The organism is Streptomyces sp. NBC_01241 (genome assembly GCF_041435435.1).
Lineage (GTDB): Bacteria > Actinomycetota > Actinomycetes > Streptomycetales > Streptomycetaceae > Streptomyces.
The window spans coordinates 6,296,331-6,314,709 of the sequence record NZ_CP108494.1; the positions used below are offsets into that span (position 1 = coordinate 6,296,331).

The window sequence follows — 18,379 nt, forward strand, 5'->3', positions numbered from 1 at the left end:
ACCCGCGGCCGCGGAGCAGGCGGACGCCAACACCCCTCGGGACCGGATACCCTTTGACCTGACACGCGAGATCCCCACAACAGCACACGCGGCCGAGGAGTCACCCGGATGAGCACGACCCAGAGCGAGAGGCTGCGCGGACTGCTCGAACCGCTCGTCAGCGCCGAACAGCTGGATCTCGAAGAGATCGAGGTGTCCCGGGCGGGCCGCCGCCGGGTGCTGCGGATCATCGTGGATTCCGAAGAGGGCGTGGAGCTGGACGCCTGCGCCGAGCTGAGCCGCGCGATCTCCGAGAAGCTGGACGAGACCGACGCGATGGGCGAGGGCGAGTACGTCCTCGAAGTCAGCTCCCCCGGTGCCGACCGCCCGCTGACGGAGCACCGCCACTACGTACGCGCCACGGGCCGCCTGGCCAAGCTGCAGCTGCGCGAGGGCGGCGACCTGGTGGCCCGCATCCTCGCCGTGGACGAAGAAGGCCTCGACCTCGAAGTGCCGGGTGTCAAGGGCCGCAAGCCCACGTCCCGCCGGGTCGCCTTCGACGACATCGCCAAGGCGCGCGTGGAGATCGAATTCAGCCGCAAGGACAAGATCGAATTCAGCCGCAAGGACAAGAAGGAAGAGGAGGCGTAGCCGTGGACATCGATGTGAAGCTCTTGAAGGGCTTGGCACAGGACAAGGAGATCCCCTTCGACGTACTCGTCGAAGCGATCGAGTCGGCCCTCCTCATCGCCTACCACCGTACGGACGGAAGCCATCGCCGCGCGCGCGTGGAGCTCGATGCGCGCGGCCACGTGACGGTGTGGGCGAAGGAGGACCCGGCCGACCTCGAACCGGGTCAGGAGCCCAAGGAGTTCGACGACACCCCGTCCGGTTTCGGCAGGATCGCCGCGACCACCGCCAAGCAGGTCATCCTGCAGCGGCTGCGCGACGCCGAGGACGACCGGACGTTCGGGGAGTACGCGGGCCACGAGGGCGATGTCGTCACCGGCGTCGTCCAGCAGGGCAAGGACCCGAGGAACGTCCTGGTCGACATCGGCAAGCTGGAAGCCATCCTGCCGGTGCAGGAGCAGGTGCCCGGCGAGGAGTACACCCACGGCCTGCGCCTGCGTACGTACGTCGTACGGGTCGCCAAGGGCGTGCGCGGTCCCTCCGTGACGCTGTCGCGGACCCACCCCAACCTGGTGAAGAAGCTCTTCGCGCTGGAGGTCCCGGAGATCGCGGACGGTTCCGTCGAGATCTGCGCGATCGCCCGTGAGGCCGGTCACCGCACCAAGATCGCGGTCCGTTCGACCCGCTCCGGGCTGAACGCCAAGGGTGCCTGCATCGGCCCGATGGGCGGCCGGGTGCGCAATGTCATGGCCGAGCTGCACGGCGAGAAGATCGACATCGTGGACTGGTCGGACGACCCGGCCGAGATGGTCGCCAACGCTCTGTCCCCCGCACGGGTGAGCAAGGTCGAGGTCGTGGACCTCGGTGCGCGGTCCGCCCGGGTCACCGTCCCGGACTACCAGCTGTCGCTCGCGATCGGCAAGGAGGGGCAGAATGCCCGCCTCGCCGCCCGCCTCACCGGCTGGCGCATCGACATCCGTCCGGACACCGAGACCGACGCCGAGCGCGACATCGCCGACCGCGAGCGGGCCGAGCGGGCCCGCGAGCGTTCCGAGCGCGGCTGACCCGACCCGGCAGTCCCCGGCGGGCGGGCCCGTGCCGGACCGCCGGGCGCCGCCCCGGAACGGGGTTCCCCGGAGCCGGTCGCGCCGGGCCCGGGGAATACATCGGGGCGGCAGGGCGCTGAGATCACGACAACATCCGTTCGATTTTTGCCCCAAAGGGGTGAGGTCGGTGCGGGGAGGTAGACTTAAACGTGTCTGGCCGGACGCAAGCCCGCGCCTGCCCTGAGCGAACCTGTGTGGGATGCCGGGAGCGGGCGGCCAAGAGCGAGCTGCTGCGCATCGTCGCGGACGAGGACGCCTGCGTCCCTGATCCTCGCGGTACGCTGCCCGGCCGGGGTGCTTATGTGCACCCCGTCTCCGTCTGTCTGGACCTGGCGGTTCGCCGCCGGGCATTCCCCCGGGCCTTCAAGGCCAAGGGGCCGTTCGACACCGCCGCAGTGCAGCGGTTCGTCGAGCGGGTGACACCGTAGGAAATGAACGGCACGGGTCCCCGTGCGGTCAGGTACCTCGCGAGTTGGAAGTAGGTCGAGATTGCGATGAGCACTCGATGAGTACGCGATGAGTACGCCCATGAAGTAGCGACGGTCCGGCGGTAACCCGGACCTAAAAGGAGCGAAGTGGCTAAGGTCCGGGTATACGAACTCGCCAAGGAGTTCGGCGTCGAGAGCAAGGTCGTCATGGCCAAGCTCCAAGAACTCGGTGAATTCGTCCGTTCGGCGTCCTCGACGATCGAGGCGCCGGTTGTACGCAAGTTGACTGACGCACTGCAGGGGCCCGGCGGCAACGCCGGCAAGTCCGCTGCGAAGCCTGGCGCGCCCCGCAAGGCAGCGCCCGCAAAGCCCGCAGCGCCCTCCCCGGCCGCTGTGGCACGTCCCGCTGCCCCGAAGCCCGGCGCCCCGGCCCCCAAGCCGGCCGCCGCAGCCCCGGTGAGCAGCACCCCCGCGGCGCCTTCCGCGCCGTCCGCGGGCCCGCGTCCGGGTCCGAAGCCCGCGCCCAAGCCCGCTCCGGTGACTCCGGTCCCCGTCGCGGAGTTCTCGGCTCCGGCTCCGGCCCAGCCCGCTGCCCCGCAGCAGCAGGCCCCGCGTCCCGCGGGTGCCACTCCCGGCCCCCGTCCTGCCGGTCGTCCGGCCTCGGCCGGCGGTCAGCGTGACGGCGGCCGTGGTGGCGAGCGTGGCGACCGCCCCGCACGTCCCGCGGGCCAGGGCGCCCCGCGCCCCGGCGGCTCCCGTCCGGCCGGTCCCCGTCCGGGCAACAACCCCTTCACCTCCGGTGGCTCGACGGGCATGGCCCGTCCGCAGACGCCCCGTCCCGGTGGCGCCCCGCGTCCCGGTGGCGGTCAGGACCGTCCGGGCGCTCCGCGTCCGCAGGGCGGCCCCGGCGGCGCCCCGCGTCCGCAGGGCCAGGGCGGTGCCCGTCCCACTCCGGGCGGCATGCCGCGTCCGCAGGCTCCCCGTCCGGGCGGTGCCCCCGGTGGTAACCGTCCGAACCCGGGCATGATGCCGCAGCGTCCCGCTGCGGGCCCGCGTCCCGGTGGTGGCCCCGGCGGTGGCCGTGGTCCCGGCGGTGGCGGTCGTCCCGGTGGCGGCGGCGGCGCAGGTCGCCCCGGTGGTGGCGGCGGCTTCGCAGGCCGTCCGGCCGGTCCCGGTGGCGGTGGCGGCGGTTTCGCCGGTCGTCCCGGTGGTGGCGGTGGCGGTGGCGGTGCGGGTCGTCCCGGTGGTGGCGGCGGCTTCGGCGGTCGTCCCGGCTTCGGTGGACGTCCCGGCGGCCCCGGTGGCCGTGGTGGCACGCAGGGTGCGTTCGGCCGTCCCGGCGGTCCGGCGCGTCGTGGTCGCAAGTCGAAGCGGCAGAGGCGCCAGGAGTACGAGGCCATGCAGGCCCCGTCGGTGGGCGGCGTCATGCTGCCTCGCGGCAACGGACAGTCCGTCCGGCTGTCGCGCGGTGCCTCCCTCACCGACTTCGCGGAGAAGATCAACGCCAACCCGGCGTCGCTCGTCGCCGTGATGATGAACCTCGGCGAGATGGTCACGGCGACGCAGTCGGTCTCCGACGAGACGCTGAAGCTGCTCGCCGACGAGATGAACTACGTCCTGGAGATCGTCAGCCCGGAGGAGGAGGACCGCGAGCTGCTCGAGTCCTTCGACATCGAGTTCGGTGAGGACGAGGGCGGCGAAGAGGCTCTGGTCTCCCGTCCGCCGGTCGTGACCGTCATGGGTCACGTCGACCACGGTAAGACCCGACTTCTGGACGCGATCCGCAAGACGAACGTCGTCGCGGGCGAGGCCGGCGGCATCACGCAGCACATCGGTGCGTACCAGGTCTCCTCCGAGGTCAACGGCGAGGACCGCAGGATCACCTTCATCGACACCCCGGGTCACGAGGCGTTCACCGCCATGCGTGCCCGTGGTGCGAAGTCCACCGACATCGCGATCCTCGTGGTGGCGGCGAACGACGGTGTGATGCCCCAGACGATCGAGGCGCTGAACCACGCCAAGGCGGCCGACGTGCCGATCGTGGTCGCGGTCAACAAGATCGACGTCGAGGGTGCGGACCCGACCAAGGTGCGCGGCCAGCTCACCGAGTTCGGTCTGGTGGCCGAGGAGTACGGCGGCGACACGATGTTCGTCGACATCTCCGCCAAGCAGGGTCTGCACATCGACCAACTGCTGGAGGCTGTCGTCCTCACCGCCGATGCCTCGCTCGACCTGCGGGCCAACCCGGAGCAGGACGCGCAGGGTATTGCGATCGAGTCCCACCTCGACCGCGGCCGCGGTGCCGTTTCGACCGTCCTGGTCCAGCGCGGCACGCTGCGCATCGGCGACACGATGGTGGTCGGCGACGCGTACGGCCGTGTCCGGGCGATGCTCGACGACAACGGCAACAACGTCGAGGAAGCGGGTCCGTCGACCCCCGTCCTCGTGCTGGGTCTCACCAACGTCCCGGGTGCCGGCGACAACTTCCTGGTGGTCGACGAGGACCGTACGGCCCGTCAGATCGCCGAGAAGCGTGCCGCCCGTGAGCGCAACGCCAACTTCGCCCGCAAGGGCGTCCGGTTCTCCCTGGAGAACCTGGACGAGGCGCTCAAGGCCGGTCTGGTCCAGGAACTCAACCTCATCATCAAGGGCGACGCGTCCGGTTCGGTGGAGGCTCTCGAGTCCTCGCTGCTCCAGCTCGACGTCGGCGACGAGGTCGACATCCGGGTCCTGCACCGCGGTGTGGGTGCGGTCACCGAGTCGGACATCGACCTGGCGACCGGCTCCGACGCCATCGTCATCGGCTTCAACGTCCGCGCTGCCGGGCGTGCCCAGCAGATGGCGGAGCGCGAGGGTGTCGACGTCCGCTACTACTCGGTGATCTACCAGGCCATCGAGGAGATCGAGGCGGCCCTCAAGGGCATGCTCAAGCCGGAGTACGAAGAGGTCGAGCTCGGTACGGCGGAGATCCGCGAGATCTTCCGCTCGTCCAAGCTGGGCAACATCGCCGGTGTGCTGGTCCGGTCCGGCGAGGTCAAGCGCAACACCAAGGCGCGCCTGCTGCGTGATGGCAAGGTCATCGCGGAGAACCTCAACATCTCCGGTCTGCGCCGCTTCAAGGACGACGTCACCGAGATCCGCGAAGGCTTCGAGGGCGGTATCAACCTCGGAAACTTCAACGACATCAAGATCGACGACGTCATCGCGACGTACGAGATGCGCGAGAAGCCGCGAGGCTGACCCGCAGGGATGTCCGGGGGACACCCCCCCGGACCCCCCCATCAACAGTCGGGGCCGGTCGACGGGTCATATTTCCGTCGATCGGCCCCGGCCGTTCCGTGTACGGTTCTTGTGTCCCTGCCAAACGCGCGGGGCACGAACCCGAACCGGCGGGACATCCGGGCATACATGTATGTGGGGACACTGTCCTTCGATCTGCTTCTCGGCGACGTACGGTCGTTGAAGGAGAAACGCTCCGTCGTCCGTCCGATCGTCGCCGAGCTCCAGCGCAAGTACGCGGTGAGCGTGGCGGAGGTGGGCGATCAGGATCTCCACCGCAGGGCCGAGATCGGCCTCGCCGTGGTCTCCGGGGACACCGGACACCTCACAGACGTACTCGACCGGTGCGAGCGGCTGATCGCTGCCCGGCCCGAGGTGGAGCTGTTGTCCGTACGACGACGGCTGCACAGCGACGAAGACGATTGAGCAAGGCTGAGAAGGAGACGGACCAGTGGCCGACAACGCGCGGGCGAAAAAGCTGGCGGACCTCATCCAGGAGGTGGTGGCCGAGAAACTGCAGCGCGGTATCAAGGACCCGCGTCTGGGGACGCACGTGACCATCACGGACACCCGGGTCACCGGTGACCTGCGGGAGGCCACGGTCTTCTACACGGTCTACGGCGACGACGCGGAGCGGGCGAACGCGGCGGCCGGCCTGGAGAGCGCCAAGGGCATCCTGCGTTCCGCGGTCGGAGCGGCGGCGGGGACGAAGTTCACCCCCACGCTGGCCTTCGTGGCCGACGCCCTTCCGGAGAACGCCAAGGCGATCGAGGACCTCCTCGACCGGGCGCGTGCCTCGGACGCGCGGGTGCGCGAGGCGTCCTCGGGCGCCACGTACGCCGGTGGTGCGGACCCGTACCGCAAGGCGGACGACGAGAACGACGAGGACACCGCCTCCGAATGACACCGCAGAACAGGACGCCGGATGGCCTTGTCATTGTCGACAAGCCGTCCGGCTTCACTTCGCACGACGTCGTCGCCAAGATGCGCGGCATCGCCCGGACCCGCCGCGTCGGCCATGCCGGCACGCTGGACCCGATGGCGACGGGCGTTCTCGTGCTCGGTGTCGAGAAGGCCACCAAGCTGCTGGGCCATCTCGCACTGACCGAGAAGGAGTACCTCGGCACGATCCGGCTCGGCCAGGACACCGTCACGGACGACGCGGAGGGCGAGATCACCTCGTCGACCGACGCGTCCGGAGTGACCCGTGAGGGTATCGATGCCGGGGTCGCGGCCCTGACCGGACCGATCATGCAGGTGCCGTCCAAGGTCAGCGCCATCAAGATCGACGGCAAGCGGTCCTACGCCCGGGTGCGCGGCGGCGAGGAGTTCGAGATCCCGGCCCGGCCGGTGACGATCTCGTCCTTCAACGTCTACGACGTCCGCGAGGCGGTCGCCGAGGACGGGACGCCGGTCGTCGACCTCGTCGTCTCCGTCGTCTGCTCCTCCGGTACGTACATCCGCGCGATCGCCCGCGACCTCGGCGCCGGGCTCGGCGTCGGCGGGCATCTGACCGCGCTGCGGCGGACCCGGGTCGGGCCGTACGGACTCGATGTGGCGCGGACGCTCGACCAGCACCAGCAGGAGCTGACCGTGATGCCGGTGGCCGAGGCCGCGGCCTCGGCGTTCCCCCGCTGGGACGTGGACGAGAAGCGCGCCAGGCTGCTGCTGAACGGGGTGCGGCTGGACATGCCCGCCTTCCCGCCGGGACCGGTCGGGGTCTTCGGACCCGACGGACGGTTCCTGGTGCTCGTCGAGGAGCAGAAGGGCAAGGCCAAGAGCCTCGCCGTCTTCGCCTGACCGGGGGGCCCCGGCTCCCGGGGCCCCATCGTGGAGCGGGCGGGCCCGGTGCCCGCTCCACGATCCCCCACTCCTTTCTGTCCACCGGACCCCAAGAATTCACCCCAACGGGCAGGCGCTCGGAGTGAAACGGGGGTGCATTCGGGGGCGCTTTTACTCCGAGTGGGTACGCGCTGATCATCGCCGACCTAACGTCGGACCATGGGAAGCGGGGACCGGTCAGTGCTGGTACGTATCTGCGATCCGGCCGGCCGGCCGCGGGGGACCGGATTCGTCGCCGACGACCGGGGCACGGTGGTGACCAGCCATGAAGCGGTCGACGGTCACACCCGGCTCGTCCTGTACGGAACGGACGATCGGAGCTGCTGTGTCGAGGCCGCCGATGTCACCGCGCTGCCCGGCCTCGGCCTCGCACTGCTGCGCACCGGTGGGCTCTTCGCGCTCGGCGTGGAGCCGATGCCGATTGCGTCGCGGGACCGGATCGACGCCGGTACGTATGTGACGATCGCCGCCCACGGCTGGCGCGAGGCGCGCGTGCTCGGTACGGCCCCGGCGACGTACACCGCGAACGGCCGCACTCATCGGATCGCCGCGGTGATGGAGCTCGCGCTCGGTACGGACGGCCGGGACGCGCTGCTGCTCGGTGGGGCGGCCGTGGGCGGGCCCGTCGTCGATCCGGAGAGCGGCGCGGTCATCGCCGTGCTCGGCACCGCGCTGCGCGCCGGGCATCCCGCCGCCGGGCTGGCGGTACCGCTGCACGGCGCGGCGGCCGACAGTCCGCTGGGCGCGCTGCTGAGGCGCAACGCGACGGGCGTTCCCGGGTACGGACCCGACCTGAATCTCGCGGGCGCCCTGCACCTCACCGCGACCTCACTCGGCTCGGCGGGCGGGCCGGACGCCTGCTCCGATCCGGTCGAACGCCCCGACGTCCTCGCGGAGTTCAGCGCCTTCTCGGCCCCCGGCCGCCCCTCGTCCGTGCCGTGCGGCCCCGCCGTGGTCCTGGGCCTCGTCGGAGCGCCGGGCACCGGCCGTACCACCGAACTGGCCGCGCTCGCCGCCCGCCGGGCCCGCGGCTCCGTACCCGCCCCCACGCTCTGGCTGCGCGGCGCCGATCTGCTGGCCGACGACACCTCCGTCGCCGACGCGATCGGCCGTACGCTCCGGCGGTCCTGCCGGATCGTCACCGCCGCCGGTGCGCGGGGCGACATGGCGACAGCCACCCCCGAGCGGGTGGCCCGGCTGGCCGAGGAGTCCGGGAACCCGCTCCTCGTGCTGCTCGACGGCCCCGAGGAGATGCCTCCCATGCCGGCTCCCGGACCGGCCCGGTGGACCGCGGGCACCGTCGACTGGCTGCGCGGCAACGGCGCGCGGCTCGTGGTCGCCTGCACCCCCGAGTACTGGGAGACGGCCGGGGCGCTCTGCCCGCCCGGCGCCCTGCACCACCCCGCCCGGCCGGCCGGGCGGCTGCCGCCCGCGGTCCGCCTCGGCGACCTCACCGCGAGCCAGGCCGCACGGGCCCGGGAGCGGTATGCCATCGCTCCGGGCGCGCTCGCTCCCGGCCACGACCGGCACCCGCTCACCCTGCGCCTCCTCGCGGAGGTGCGCGCGGCGCTGCCCGGCGACGTCGCCGGGCAGGCCGACACGGTGGACGTCTTCGGCGCCCACCTGGACCTGATGTGCCTGCGCATCGCGCTCCGCGTCGCAGCCGCATCGGGCCCGGCGCCCGGGGGCACCGCGGTCCGCCGCCTGGCCGCGCGGGTGGCCGGGCAGGTCCACGAGGCGGCCCGCCGCTGTCTGGGCCCCGGCCAGGGGAAGCTGGACGGGGCGGCCTTCGAGGAGGTGTTCCCCTGGCGCACGGGCTGGGCGTCGGCGGTCCTCACGGAGGGCCTGCTCGTCCCGGCGGGCGCGGGCTACCGCTTCGCGCACGAGGAGCTGGGCGACTGGGTGCAGGGTGCCCACCTGGACCTGGACGCGGTGCTGCACGCGCTGGTCCACCGGTGGCACGCGGCGGAAGCGGAAGCGGAAGCGGAAACGGCGACAGCGGCGCCGGGGGTGGCGGGGGTGGCGGGGTCAGTGGGGGCAGAGGTGGCGGAACCTCGCGTTCCGGAGCCGAGGAGGCCGCGTGCGGTGCAGGGGCGGGGGTCTGCGGCGGACACGCCGGGAAGGGGACTTGGCCGGGCGCCAGAGTCGCATGTGGAGTTCAGCCGTGCGCCAGAGTCGCATGTGGAGTTCAGCCATGCGCTTGAGTCGCGTGCGGAGTTCAGCCGTGCCGCCGGTCCGGAGGCCGGGGTGGTGGTCCGGCCGCGCGTTCTGCCCGTGCCGCGGCATCGGTCCGGTCCGGTGATCCAGGCCCTGCTGCTCCTCGAGCGCCGCCAGGGGCCCGCCGCGCTGGCGCAGCGGCTGGCCGGACTCGTCGAGGCCCTGGACCGGCTCTCGCCGGGGCCGGGGACCGGGGCGCGTGCCGAGGCCGGGCACGAGGCCCGCTGGTGGGCGGTCCACCTGCTCTCGCAGACCCTGCTCCGGGTGCCCGATGCCCGGCCCCAGCTCGGGGTGGCGCGGTTGCTCGCCGACCGCATCGTCCGGCGGGCAGCCGAGGGCGGGCCGGGGGCGTACGCCGAGTTCGGGCCGTGGTTCTGGCGGTGGCTCCGGCTGCCCGAGGCGGACCGGATCGATCTGTTCCGGCGTCTGGTCCCCGCCGACGGCCCGCGCCGGGGCGACCCCCGCGGTGACCGGGACGGCGACAGCGGCGAGCGGTTTCTGGACGCCGTCGCGCGGCGGCTCGTCGACTGGCCCCGGACCGTGCAGCCACTGCTCTGCGGCTGGTTCACCGACGAGCGCCCGCTGCCCGCCGAAGAGGGGCTCGCGCTGCGCCCGACCGTGGCCGACGCGGCACAGGCGCTGCTCTACGCCCGTCGGGACCTGGCCGTCGACGAGCTGACCGACGCCCTCGTCGCGACCGCCCACCCCCGGGCCGAGGAGCTCCTCGCCACGCTGGCCGAGGACGACCCCGCCGCGCTGTGCCGCGCCGTCGACCGCTGGGCCCGCGACGAGGACCGGCCCGCCCGCCGGACCGCCGCAGCCTCGTACGCGCTGGTCGCCGCGGCGCACGCCACCCTCGACGCCGACCGCGGGCTGCTGCGCAGGGCCGCCCTCGCCCTGCTGGCCCGCCCCGCCGACGCCGCACTGCACGGGGCCGCCCTCACCCTCCTCGTACAGGATCCGCAGACCCGGGACCGCTACCTCCCGCAGGCGCTGCGGGCCTTCGTCGCCGGCGAGCCGCAGCCGTCCGCCGAGGCGCTCGCCCGCATGCTGCCCTCCCGTCCGCAGCAGGTGCTCACCGCGTTCCGGGAACGGCTCACCCGGCCCGACGACGGCGCGGGCGAGGTGCTGTGCGCGCTCGCCGGGATCGACGCCCCCGAGCTGGCCCTGCACACCGCCGGGCTCGTGCGGGCGTACATCGACAGCCACCCGGACGACGCCGTGCACGCCGCCGCGTACCTCGACCGCAGGCTGGAGCACGGCCCCGCCTCCCGCGCCCTGCTGCTGCCCCTGGTGACCGGGCTGCTGCGGGACCGCCCCGTGCCGCCGCCGGTGCGCGGGGCGCTCGCCGGGGTGCTCGCCGCGCCGGGCAGCCCGGCCTCCGGGCAGCTGCGGGGCGAGCTGCTGGAGGTCCTGCTGGATTTCGAGCAGGACGCCCACCGCGATCCGGCCGTGCTCGACGCGTTGCTGAGGGCCGCCGCGAACGGCTCCGCGGTCCGCGCACCGGCCCGTACCCGCGCCCTGGTCCACCGCACCGGGATGCTGCTGGTCCGTACCCCCGAAGGCGCGGTCCGCTTCGACCGCGGACTGGTCGAACTGGCCCGTGACGTGCCCGGATTCGCCGCCCTGGTCACCGGGTGGCTGGCCGACGCCCCCCAGGAGTGGGCGGCGCTCGTCGGCCCGAGCGCACGGCGGACGATGGAGTCGCTGGCGAGCCCGAAAACGATGCCGATGCAGGCCGCGGGACGTGAGCATGGCAGTCTTAGACCTGCGTAACAAGCAATTTCACGTACACGGGTTCGGGCGAGGAGCGGTCACAGTGCAGCGCTGGCGTGGCTTGGAGGACATCCCCGAGGACTGGGGACGCAGCGTCGTCACCATCGGCTCCTACGACGGGGTGCACCGCGGGCACCAGCTGATCATCGGGCGGGCCGTGGAGCGGGCCCGCGAGCTGGGCGTGCCGTCGGTCGTGGTGACCTTCGACCCGCACCCCAGCGAGGTCGTACGGCCCGGCAGCCACCCGCCGCTGCTCGCCCCGCACCACCGGCGCGCCGAGCTGATGGCGGAGCTGGATGTGGACGCGGTGCTGATCCTGCCGTTCACCACCGAGTTCTCCAGGCTGGCACCCGCCGACTTCATCGTGAAGGTGCTCGTCGACAAGCTGCACGCGCAACTGGTCATCGAGGGCCCGAACTTCCGGTTCGGGCACAAGGCGGCCGGGAACGTGCAGCTGCTCACCGAGTTCGGCGAGACCTACGACTACGGCGTCGAGGTCGTCGACCTGTATGTGAACGGCGAGGCGGCCGGCGGCGAGCCGTTCTCCTCCACCCTCACCCGACGACTGGTCGCCGAGGGCGATGTCGCGGGCGCCGCCGAGATCCTGGGCCATCCGCACCGGGTCGAGGGCATCGTGGTCCGCGGCGCACAGCGCGGCCGCGACATGGGCTTCCCCACGGCCAACGTGGAGACCCTGCCGCACACCGCGATCCCCGCCGACGGCGTCTACGCGGGCTGGCTCAACGTGAACGACGAGGCGATGCCCGCCGCGATCTCCGTCGGCACGAACCCGCAGTTCGACGGCACCGAGCGGACGGTGGAGGCGTACGCGATCGACCGCGTCGGCCTCGACCTGTACGGGCTGCACGTCTCGGTGGACTTCCTCGCGTACGTACGCGGGATGCTGAAGTTCGACTCGATCGACGACCTGCTCGTGGCGATGGCCGCCGATGTGAAGCGGTGCAGCGAGCTGATCGCCGCGTACGAGCGCGGCTGATTCGCTCCTTGTACACGGCCGGGGCCGGGACCGTCGAGAACGGTCCCGGCCCCGGCCGTGACAGGGCGCCCGCCGGACGGGCCCCGGCCCCCGCGTTACGCCCGTGCCTTCGCGGCCGCGTTCGCCCAGTGGCACGCCACCTGGGTCTGCCCGCCGCCCGCGAGCACCGGCAGATCCTGCGTACGGCAGGCGTCCGCGACGCCCGCCCGCTCGGCCTCACCCGAGGCCAGCACCTGGCAGCGGGCGTGGAACCGGCACCCGGACGGCACCCTGGACGGGTCGGGCGGCTCACCGGTCAGAATCACCGGATCACCCCCGGCCTCCGGAAGCACCGACAACAGCGCCTGGGTGTACGGATGTTGCGGGGCGGTCAGGATCTGCTCCACCGCGCCCGTCTCCACGATCCGGCCGAGGTACATCACCGCGACCCGGTCCGCGATGTTCCACGCCAGCCCGAGGTCGTGCGTGACCACCAGCGCGGACAGGCCCAGCTCGTCCCGCAGCCGCAGCAGCAGGGCCAGGATCTCGCCGCGCACCGAAGCGTCCAGCGAGGCCACCGGCTCGTCGGCCACGATGAGTTCCGGCTCCAGGACGAGTGCGCCCGCGATCACGACCCGCTGGCGCTGCCCGCCCGACAGCTCGTGCGGATAGCGCAGGAAGAACCGCTCCGGGGGCCGCAGCCCGGCCCGCGACAGCGCCTCGGCCACCGCCGTCCGTTCGTCGCCTGCGTACCCGTGGATCCGCAGGCCCTCGGCGACGGCGTCGTACACCGTGTGCCGCGGATTGAGCGAACCGCTGGGGTCCTGGAGCACCAGCTGGACCCGCTTGCGGTACGCCTTCAGCGCCCGGCTCGCGTAGTCGAGCGGCTGCCCGTCGAAAGTCACCCGCCCGGACGTCGGCGGGACCAGGCCCAGCAGTGAACGCGCCAGCGTCGTCTTGCCGCAGCCCGACTCGCCGACCAGCGCGACGATCTCGCCGGGCCGGATGTCCAGGTCGACGCTGTCCACGGCACGCGCCGGGGCGGCTCCGCGCCGGCCGGGGAAGGTGACCTTCAGCCCCTCGGCGCTGAGCAGGGGAGTGGTCGTGGTCATGATGTGCTCCTTGCTTCCTCGGCACCCGGCAGGGCCGGGGCCGCGGCGGCACCCGGCTCCACCAGCACACAGGCCGCCCGCCGCTCCGGCCCCGCCTCGCGCAGCACCTGGTCCTGTGTCGTGCAGGAGTCCAGGGCCACCGGACAACGCGGGTGGAACGTACAGCCGCCGGGCAGCGCCGACGGGTCCGGCGGGTCGCCGGGCAGCCCGCGGGGCGCGAACCGGGAGGCCGGGTCGCCGATGCGTGGAAAGGCACCGGACAGGGCCTTGCCGTACGGGTGGTGCGCGTTCTCGTAGACCTCGGACGCCGGGCCCTCCTCCACGACCCGGCCCGCGTACATCACCGCGAGCCGGTCACAGGTGTCCGAGAGCACCGCGAGGTCATGGCTGATCATGATCAGGCCGAGGTCCTGCTCGGACACCAACTTCTCGATCAGCCGCAGGATCTGGGCCTGGATCATCACGTCGAGAGCCGTGGTCGGCTCGTCCGCGATGATCAGCCCCGGATCGCAGGCGAGCGCCATCGCGATCATCACGCGCTGCCGCTGTCCGCCGGACAGCTCGTGCGGATAGGCGTTCGCGCGGGCGGCCGGCAGCCCTACCTGCTCCAGGAGTTCGCCGGCCTTCTTCGCAGCCGCCGCCTGCGTCGCCTTGCGGTGCAGCAGGATCGGCTCGGCGATCTGGTCGCCGATGCGATGCACCGCGTTGAGCGAGTGCATCGCGCCCTGGAACACGATCGACGCCCCCGCCCAGCGCACCGCCCTGACCTGGCCCCACTTCATGGCGAGGACGTCCTCGCCGTTCAGCAGGATCTCGCCGGAGACCTTCGCCCCGGCGGGCAGCAGCCGCAGCAGCGCGAGCGCCAGCGTCGACTTCCCGCAGCCCGACTCACCGGCGATGCCGAGCTTCTGCCCCGCGTCGACGGTCAGGTTCACCCCGCGGACGGCCTGCGCCCCACCCGCGTACGTCACCGTGAGGTCCCGCACGTCGAGAAGTGGCGTCCTACGGATGCTCGTCGTACTCAACGGGTCACCCCCAGCTTCGGATTGAGGACGGTCTCGATGGCGCGGCCGCACAGCGTGAACGCCAGGGCCACCACGGCGATGGCGATGCCGGGCGGTGCCAGGTACCACCAGTCGCCCGCGCTCACCGCGCCCGCCTCGCGGGCGTCCTGGAGCATGCCGCCCCAGGAGGTGGTGGTCGGATCGCTCAGGCCGAGGAACGCCAGGGTGGCCTCGGTGAGGATCGCGCTGGAGATCACCAGCGTGGTCTGCGCGAGGACCAGCGGCATCACGTTCGGCAGGACGTGCCGGACCATGACGTGTCCGTGGCCGCCGCCCAGGGCGCGGGCGCGCTCGATGTACGGGCGGGACTCCACGGCGAGGGTCTGGGCGCGGACCAGCCGGGCCGTGGTCGGCCAGGTCGTGACGCCGATCGCGATGATGACCGTCCACATCGAGCGGTCCATCACGGTGGCGAGCGCGATCGCGAGGACCAGGGTCGGCATCACCAGGAACCAGTCGGTGATCCGCATCAGGACCGTCGAGTACCAGCCGTGGAAGTGCCCCGCGACGATACCGACGACCGTGCCGATGGCGACGCACAGGAACGCAGCGAGCAGACCGACCGTCAACGAGACTCGGGTGCCCCACACCAGCAGGGCCAGCACGCTGCGTCCGAACTGGTCCGTACCGAGCGGGAATTCATCGCTCGGCGACTCCAGCGCGCCACCGGGCGCGCCGGTGACGCTCTGCGAATCGGCGCCGACGAGCTGCGGCGCGAAGACGGCGATCAGCGCGATCAGGACGAGGGCGCCCAGCCCCCATAGTCCGCTCCTGTGCTTGCGGTACTCCTGCCAGAACCGGGCGGCGGACTGCCGCTTGCGGGCGCGGGCGAGCGCGCGCGGATTCCCGGCCGGTTCGGCCTTCGTCTGCGTGGGCATGGATTCGGTCGTCATCGGCCCACCCGGGGATCGAGCAGCGGATACAGCACGTCGGCCAGGGTGTTCGCCAGGATCACCGCGGTGGCGAAGGTGAAGAACAGCCCTTGCACGAGGGGGAGATCGGGCACGCTCAGCGCCTGGTAGAAGAGACCGCCGAGGCCCGGCCAGGAGAACACCGTCTCGACCAGGATCTGCCCGGCGACCACCTGGCCGAGGTTCACGAACATCAGCGTGAACGTCGGCAGCATCGCGTTCGGCACGGCGTGCTTGCGGCGTACGACATCGTCCCGCAGCCCCTTCGCGCGGGCCGTGGTCAGATAGTCGCTGCCCATCTCGTCCAGCAGCGAGGAGCGCATCACCAGAAGCGTCTGCGCGTACCCGACCGCGACCAGCGTGATCACCGGGAGGACCAGGTGATGCGCCACATCGAGGATGTACGCGAATCCGCTCTCGCCGCCCGATTGCATTCCGCCGGTCGGGAACATCCCGGGGATCGGTCCGATGCCCACCGAGAAGACGATGATCAGGAGCAGGCCCAGCCAGAACGACGGCACCGAGTAGAGCGTCAGCGCGAAGGCGGTGTTGAAGCGGTCGCTCGTGGAGCCGTTGCGCCACGCGGTACGGGTGCCGAGCCAGATGCCGAGCGCGGTGTACAGGACGTACGACGTGCCGGTGAGGAGCAGGGTCGCGGGGAGCGCCTCGGTGATCTTGTCGATGACGGGCGCGTGGAACTGGAACGAAGTGCCGAAGTTGCCCGTGAGGGCGTCGCCGACGTAGCTGGTGAACTGCCGCCACATCGGCTGGTCGAGGCCGAACTGATGACGCAGCGACTGGAGCTGTTCGGCGGAGACGGGACGGCCGCCCGTCATCTGCTTCACCGGGTCGCTGGGAATGAGCCGGAAGAGGAAGAAACTGGTGACCAGGACCGCGAACAGGGAGACGGCCGCTCCCACGATCTTGGCCGCCACGTACTGGAGGTAGGCCTTGGTGTTACGTGCCCGTGGGCCGCGGGCGGCCGCCGGCCCGGCCTGAGCCGGACCTTCGGTGTCCGCATCCGCGATCTGCACGAGCGCCGGAGTGCTTTCAGCTGTCATGGGGAACTCTCGTTACTCGTGCTGCACTTAGAGGGAACCGGCGGGGCGGCTGCGCGCCGCCCCGGCCGGCCCCTCTCAACCCGTCCGCGTGACTACTCGCGGTCGTCCGCGGTGGTACGACGGCGCTTCGCGATGAACAGCCCGCCACCGGCGAGTACCACGACCGCCACGATGATGCCTACGACGACTCCGGTGGAGCCGGACCCGCCGGAGCTGTCCGAACTGCTGCTGCCCGCCGGAACGGCCGACCACCAGCTCCAGTACCCGTCCTGGCCGTAGATGTTGCCTGCCGCTTCGGGCATGGTCTTGATCGACTTGATCTGGTCGGTGCGGTAGGCCTCGACCGCGTTCGGGTACGCGATGATGTTCATGTACCCCGAGTCGTACATCCACGACTGCATCTGCTTGACGATGTCCGCGCGCTTGGCCGGGTCGTACTCGGCGAGTTGCTTCTTGTAGAGCTCGTCGTACGTCTTGTCGCAGATGAAGTTGTCGGTGGTGGCGCTGTCCTTGGCCTTGACGGGCAGCGCGCCGCAGGTGTGGATGCCGAGGATGAAGTCCGGGTCCGGGTTGACCGACCAGCCGTCGAAGGCGAGGTCGTACTCACCGGCGTACCACGGCACCGAGACGTCGTCGAGACAGTCGACCTTGAGCCCGACGCCGAGCTTGCCCCACCACTCCTTGAGGTACTTGCCGATCGCCTTGTCGTTCGGGTCCGTGGCGTGGCAGAGGATGCGCAGGTCGAGCGGCTTGCCGTCCTTGCCGACGCGCTGGTCGCCCTTGAGCGGGTAGCCCGCCTCGTCGAGGAGCTTGGCGGCCTTGGCCGGGTCGTACGCGAGGCTCTGGTCGGCGGAGGGCTGCCAGAAGTACGTGGAGAAGCGCGGCGGGATGTAGCCCTGGCCCTCGATGGCGTGGCCCTGGAAGACCTTGTCGATGATGGTCTTGCGGTCGATGGACAGGAAGAGGGCCTGGCGCACCTTCTGGTCGAGAAGGGCCTTGTTGCCGTTGCCGAACTTCTTGCCGTCCTTGGTCTGCGCGCCCGGGTTGGTGGCGAGCGCGAAGAAGCGGCGGCCCGGACCCTCGTTGACCTTGACGTTCTTCTCGCCCTTGAGGGAGGCGGCCTGGGCGGGCGTCAGGGCGGGGGAGCCGGCGACGAAGGAGACCTCGCCCTTGCGCAGCGCGGCGACCGCGGCGTCCTGGTCCTTGTACGTCTTGAAGACCAGCTCGTCGAACTTCGGCTTACCGCGCCAGAAGTCCTTGTTCGCCTTGAGCTTCACATACTGGTCGACCTTGTAGTCGGTCAGGATGAACGGCCCGTTGCCGACGATCGGGAACTTCGTGTCGTTGTTGAACTTCGAGAAGTCACCGACCTTCTCCCAGATGTGCTTCGGGACTATCGGCACATCGAGCGCGGCCATGGTGGCCTGCGGCTCCTTGAGCTCGATGACCAGCTGCGTCGGGCTCGGAGCCGTCACCTTCTTGAAGTTCGCGACGAAGTTGCCGTTGGCCTGCGCGGCGCCCTCGTCGGTCATCATCTTGTTGAACGTCCACGCCGCGTCCTCGGCGGTGGCCTGCTGGCCGTCCGACCACTTGGAGTTGGACCGGATGGTGTATGTCCAGGTCAACTTGTCCGCGGACGGCTCCCACTTGGTGGCGAGGGCGGGGACCGCGTGGTTGTCCTTGGGGTCGTAGTTCGTCAGGAAGTCGTACATGAGCCGGCTGACGCTCGTGCTCATCAGCTTCTGAGCGAGGAACGGGCTCAGGGAGTCGACGCTCTGTGCGACGGCGACGGTCAGCGTCGACGTGCCGCTGTCGGCGGCCTGCGCTTGCTGCGGCGCGGCCCCGAGGGGTACGCCGACGACGGAACCGGCGGTCAGTGCCAGAGCGGCGGCGCCGGAGGCCAGCAGGACACGCAGACGTGAGCGTGGCTGGGCAGTCAGTGGTGGAACTCTTTCGACCATGGTCAGGGACCTCGCGTCATGACTCGCACGGAGAAGG

14 protein-coding genes are annotated in these 18,379 nt (G+C 71.4%); 9 read left to right on the forward strand and 5 right to left on the reverse strand.

What is annotated here, in order from left to right; translation table 11 throughout:
- The first annotated feature begins 108 nt into the window (after positions 1 to 108).
- The 9 genes from rimP to OG306_RS28415 all read left to right on the forward strand — a co-directional run bounded on the left by rimP (position 109) and on the right by OG306_RS28415 (position 12,254).
- On the forward strand, positions 109 to 630 hold the full coding sequence (gene rimP / locus OG306_RS28375) for a ribosome maturation factor RimP (protein WP_266749019.1): 522 nt from the start codon (positions 109 to 111) through the stop codon (positions 628 to 630).
- Between the two features lie 2 nt (positions 631 to 632).
- Complete coding sequence (gene nusA / locus OG306_RS28380; RefSeq protein WP_266749020.1) at positions 633 to 1,673, forward strand: transcription termination factor NusA; 1,041 nt, start codon at positions 633 to 635, stop codon at positions 1,671 to 1,673.
- A 191-nt stretch (positions 1,674 to 1,864) separates the two neighbouring features.
- Positions 1,865 to 2,143 (forward strand): YlxR family protein, encoded by a 279-nt coding sequence (locus OG306_RS28385; RefSeq protein WP_266749022.1) that lies wholly within the window; start codon positions 1,865 to 1,867, stop codon positions 2,141 to 2,143.
- A 147-nt stretch (positions 2,144 to 2,290) separates the two neighbouring features.
- Positions 2,291 to 5,383 carry a translation initiation factor IF-2 gene (gene infB / locus OG306_RS28390; protein ID WP_266749023.1) on the forward strand — a complete coding sequence of 1,031 codons (3,093 nt, stop codon included), beginning with the start codon at positions 2,291 to 2,293 and terminating at the stop codon, positions 5,381 to 5,383.
- A gap of 168 nt (positions 5,384 to 5,551) precedes the next feature.
- Positions 5,552 to 5,848 carry a DUF503 domain-containing protein gene (locus OG306_RS28395; RefSeq protein WP_266749025.1) on the forward strand — a complete coding sequence of 99 codons (297 nt, stop codon included), beginning with the start codon at positions 5,552 to 5,554 and terminating at the stop codon, positions 5,846 to 5,848.
- A 25-nt stretch (positions 5,849 to 5,873) separates the two neighbouring features.
- Complete coding sequence (rbfA, locus tag OG306_RS28400; RefSeq protein ID WP_266749026.1) at positions 5,874 to 6,326, forward strand: 30S ribosome-binding factor RbfA; 453 nt, start codon at positions 5,874 to 5,876, stop codon at positions 6,324 to 6,326.
- Positions 6,323 to 7,222 carry a tRNA pseudouridine(55) synthase TruB gene (truB, locus tag OG306_RS28405; protein WP_266749027.1) on the forward strand — a complete coding sequence of 300 codons (900 nt, stop codon included), beginning with the start codon at positions 6,323 to 6,325 and terminating at the stop codon, positions 7,220 to 7,222. The genes rbfA and truB overlap by 4 nt, the downstream gene beginning before the upstream one ends.
- Positions 7,223 to 7,423: 201 nt before the next feature.
- Complete coding sequence (locus tag OG306_RS28410; protein WP_327258691.1) at positions 7,424 to 11,257, forward strand: trypsin-like peptidase domain-containing protein; 3,834 nt, start codon at positions 7,424 to 7,426, stop codon at positions 11,255 to 11,257.
- A 43-nt stretch (positions 11,258 to 11,300) separates the two neighbouring features.
- A complete protein-coding gene (locus tag OG306_RS28415) occupies positions 11,301 to 12,254 on the forward strand; it encodes a bifunctional riboflavin kinase/FAD synthetase (protein WP_266749029.1) in 954 nt (317 codons plus the stop codon).
- 95 nt (positions 12,255 to 12,349) lie between these two features.
- On the opposite strand, the gene OG306_RS28420 is transcribed toward OG306_RS28415, so the two are convergent.
- From OG306_RS28420 to OG306_RS28440, 5 genes are all read right to left on the reverse strand, one after another.
- Positions 12,350 to 13,345, reverse strand: a complete 996-nt coding sequence (locus tag OG306_RS28420; protein WP_266749030.1) for an oligopeptide/dipeptide ABC transporter ATP-binding protein — start codon at positions 13,343 to 13,345, stop codon at positions 12,350 to 12,352.
- Positions 13,342 to 14,370 (reverse strand): ABC transporter ATP-binding protein, encoded by a 1,029-nt coding sequence (locus tag OG306_RS28425; protein WP_266749032.1) that lies wholly within the window; start codon positions 14,368 to 14,370, stop codon positions 13,342 to 13,344. Before OG306_RS28425 ends, OG306_RS28420 begins: the two co-directional genes overlap by 4 nt.
- Positions 14,367 to 15,287, reverse strand: coding sequence for an ABC transporter permease (locus OG306_RS28430; RefSeq protein ID WP_266749033.1), 921 nt, complete (start codon positions 15,285 to 15,287; stop codon positions 14,367 to 14,369). The genes OG306_RS28425 and OG306_RS28430 overlap by 4 nt, the downstream gene beginning before the upstream one ends.
- 11 nt (positions 15,288 to 15,298) lie before the next feature.
- Positions 15,299 to 16,381 (reverse strand): ABC transporter permease, encoded by a 1,083-nt coding sequence (locus tag OG306_RS28435; protein ID WP_266749035.1) that lies wholly within the window; start codon positions 16,379 to 16,381, stop codon positions 15,299 to 15,301.
- A 92-nt stretch (positions 16,382 to 16,473) separates the two neighbouring features.
- Entirely contained in the window at positions 16,474 to 18,342 is a 1,869-nt protein-coding gene (locus tag OG306_RS28440) for an ABC transporter substrate-binding protein (RefSeq protein WP_266749036.1), read from the reverse strand.
- Positions 18,343 to 18,379 lie beyond the last annotated feature (37 nt).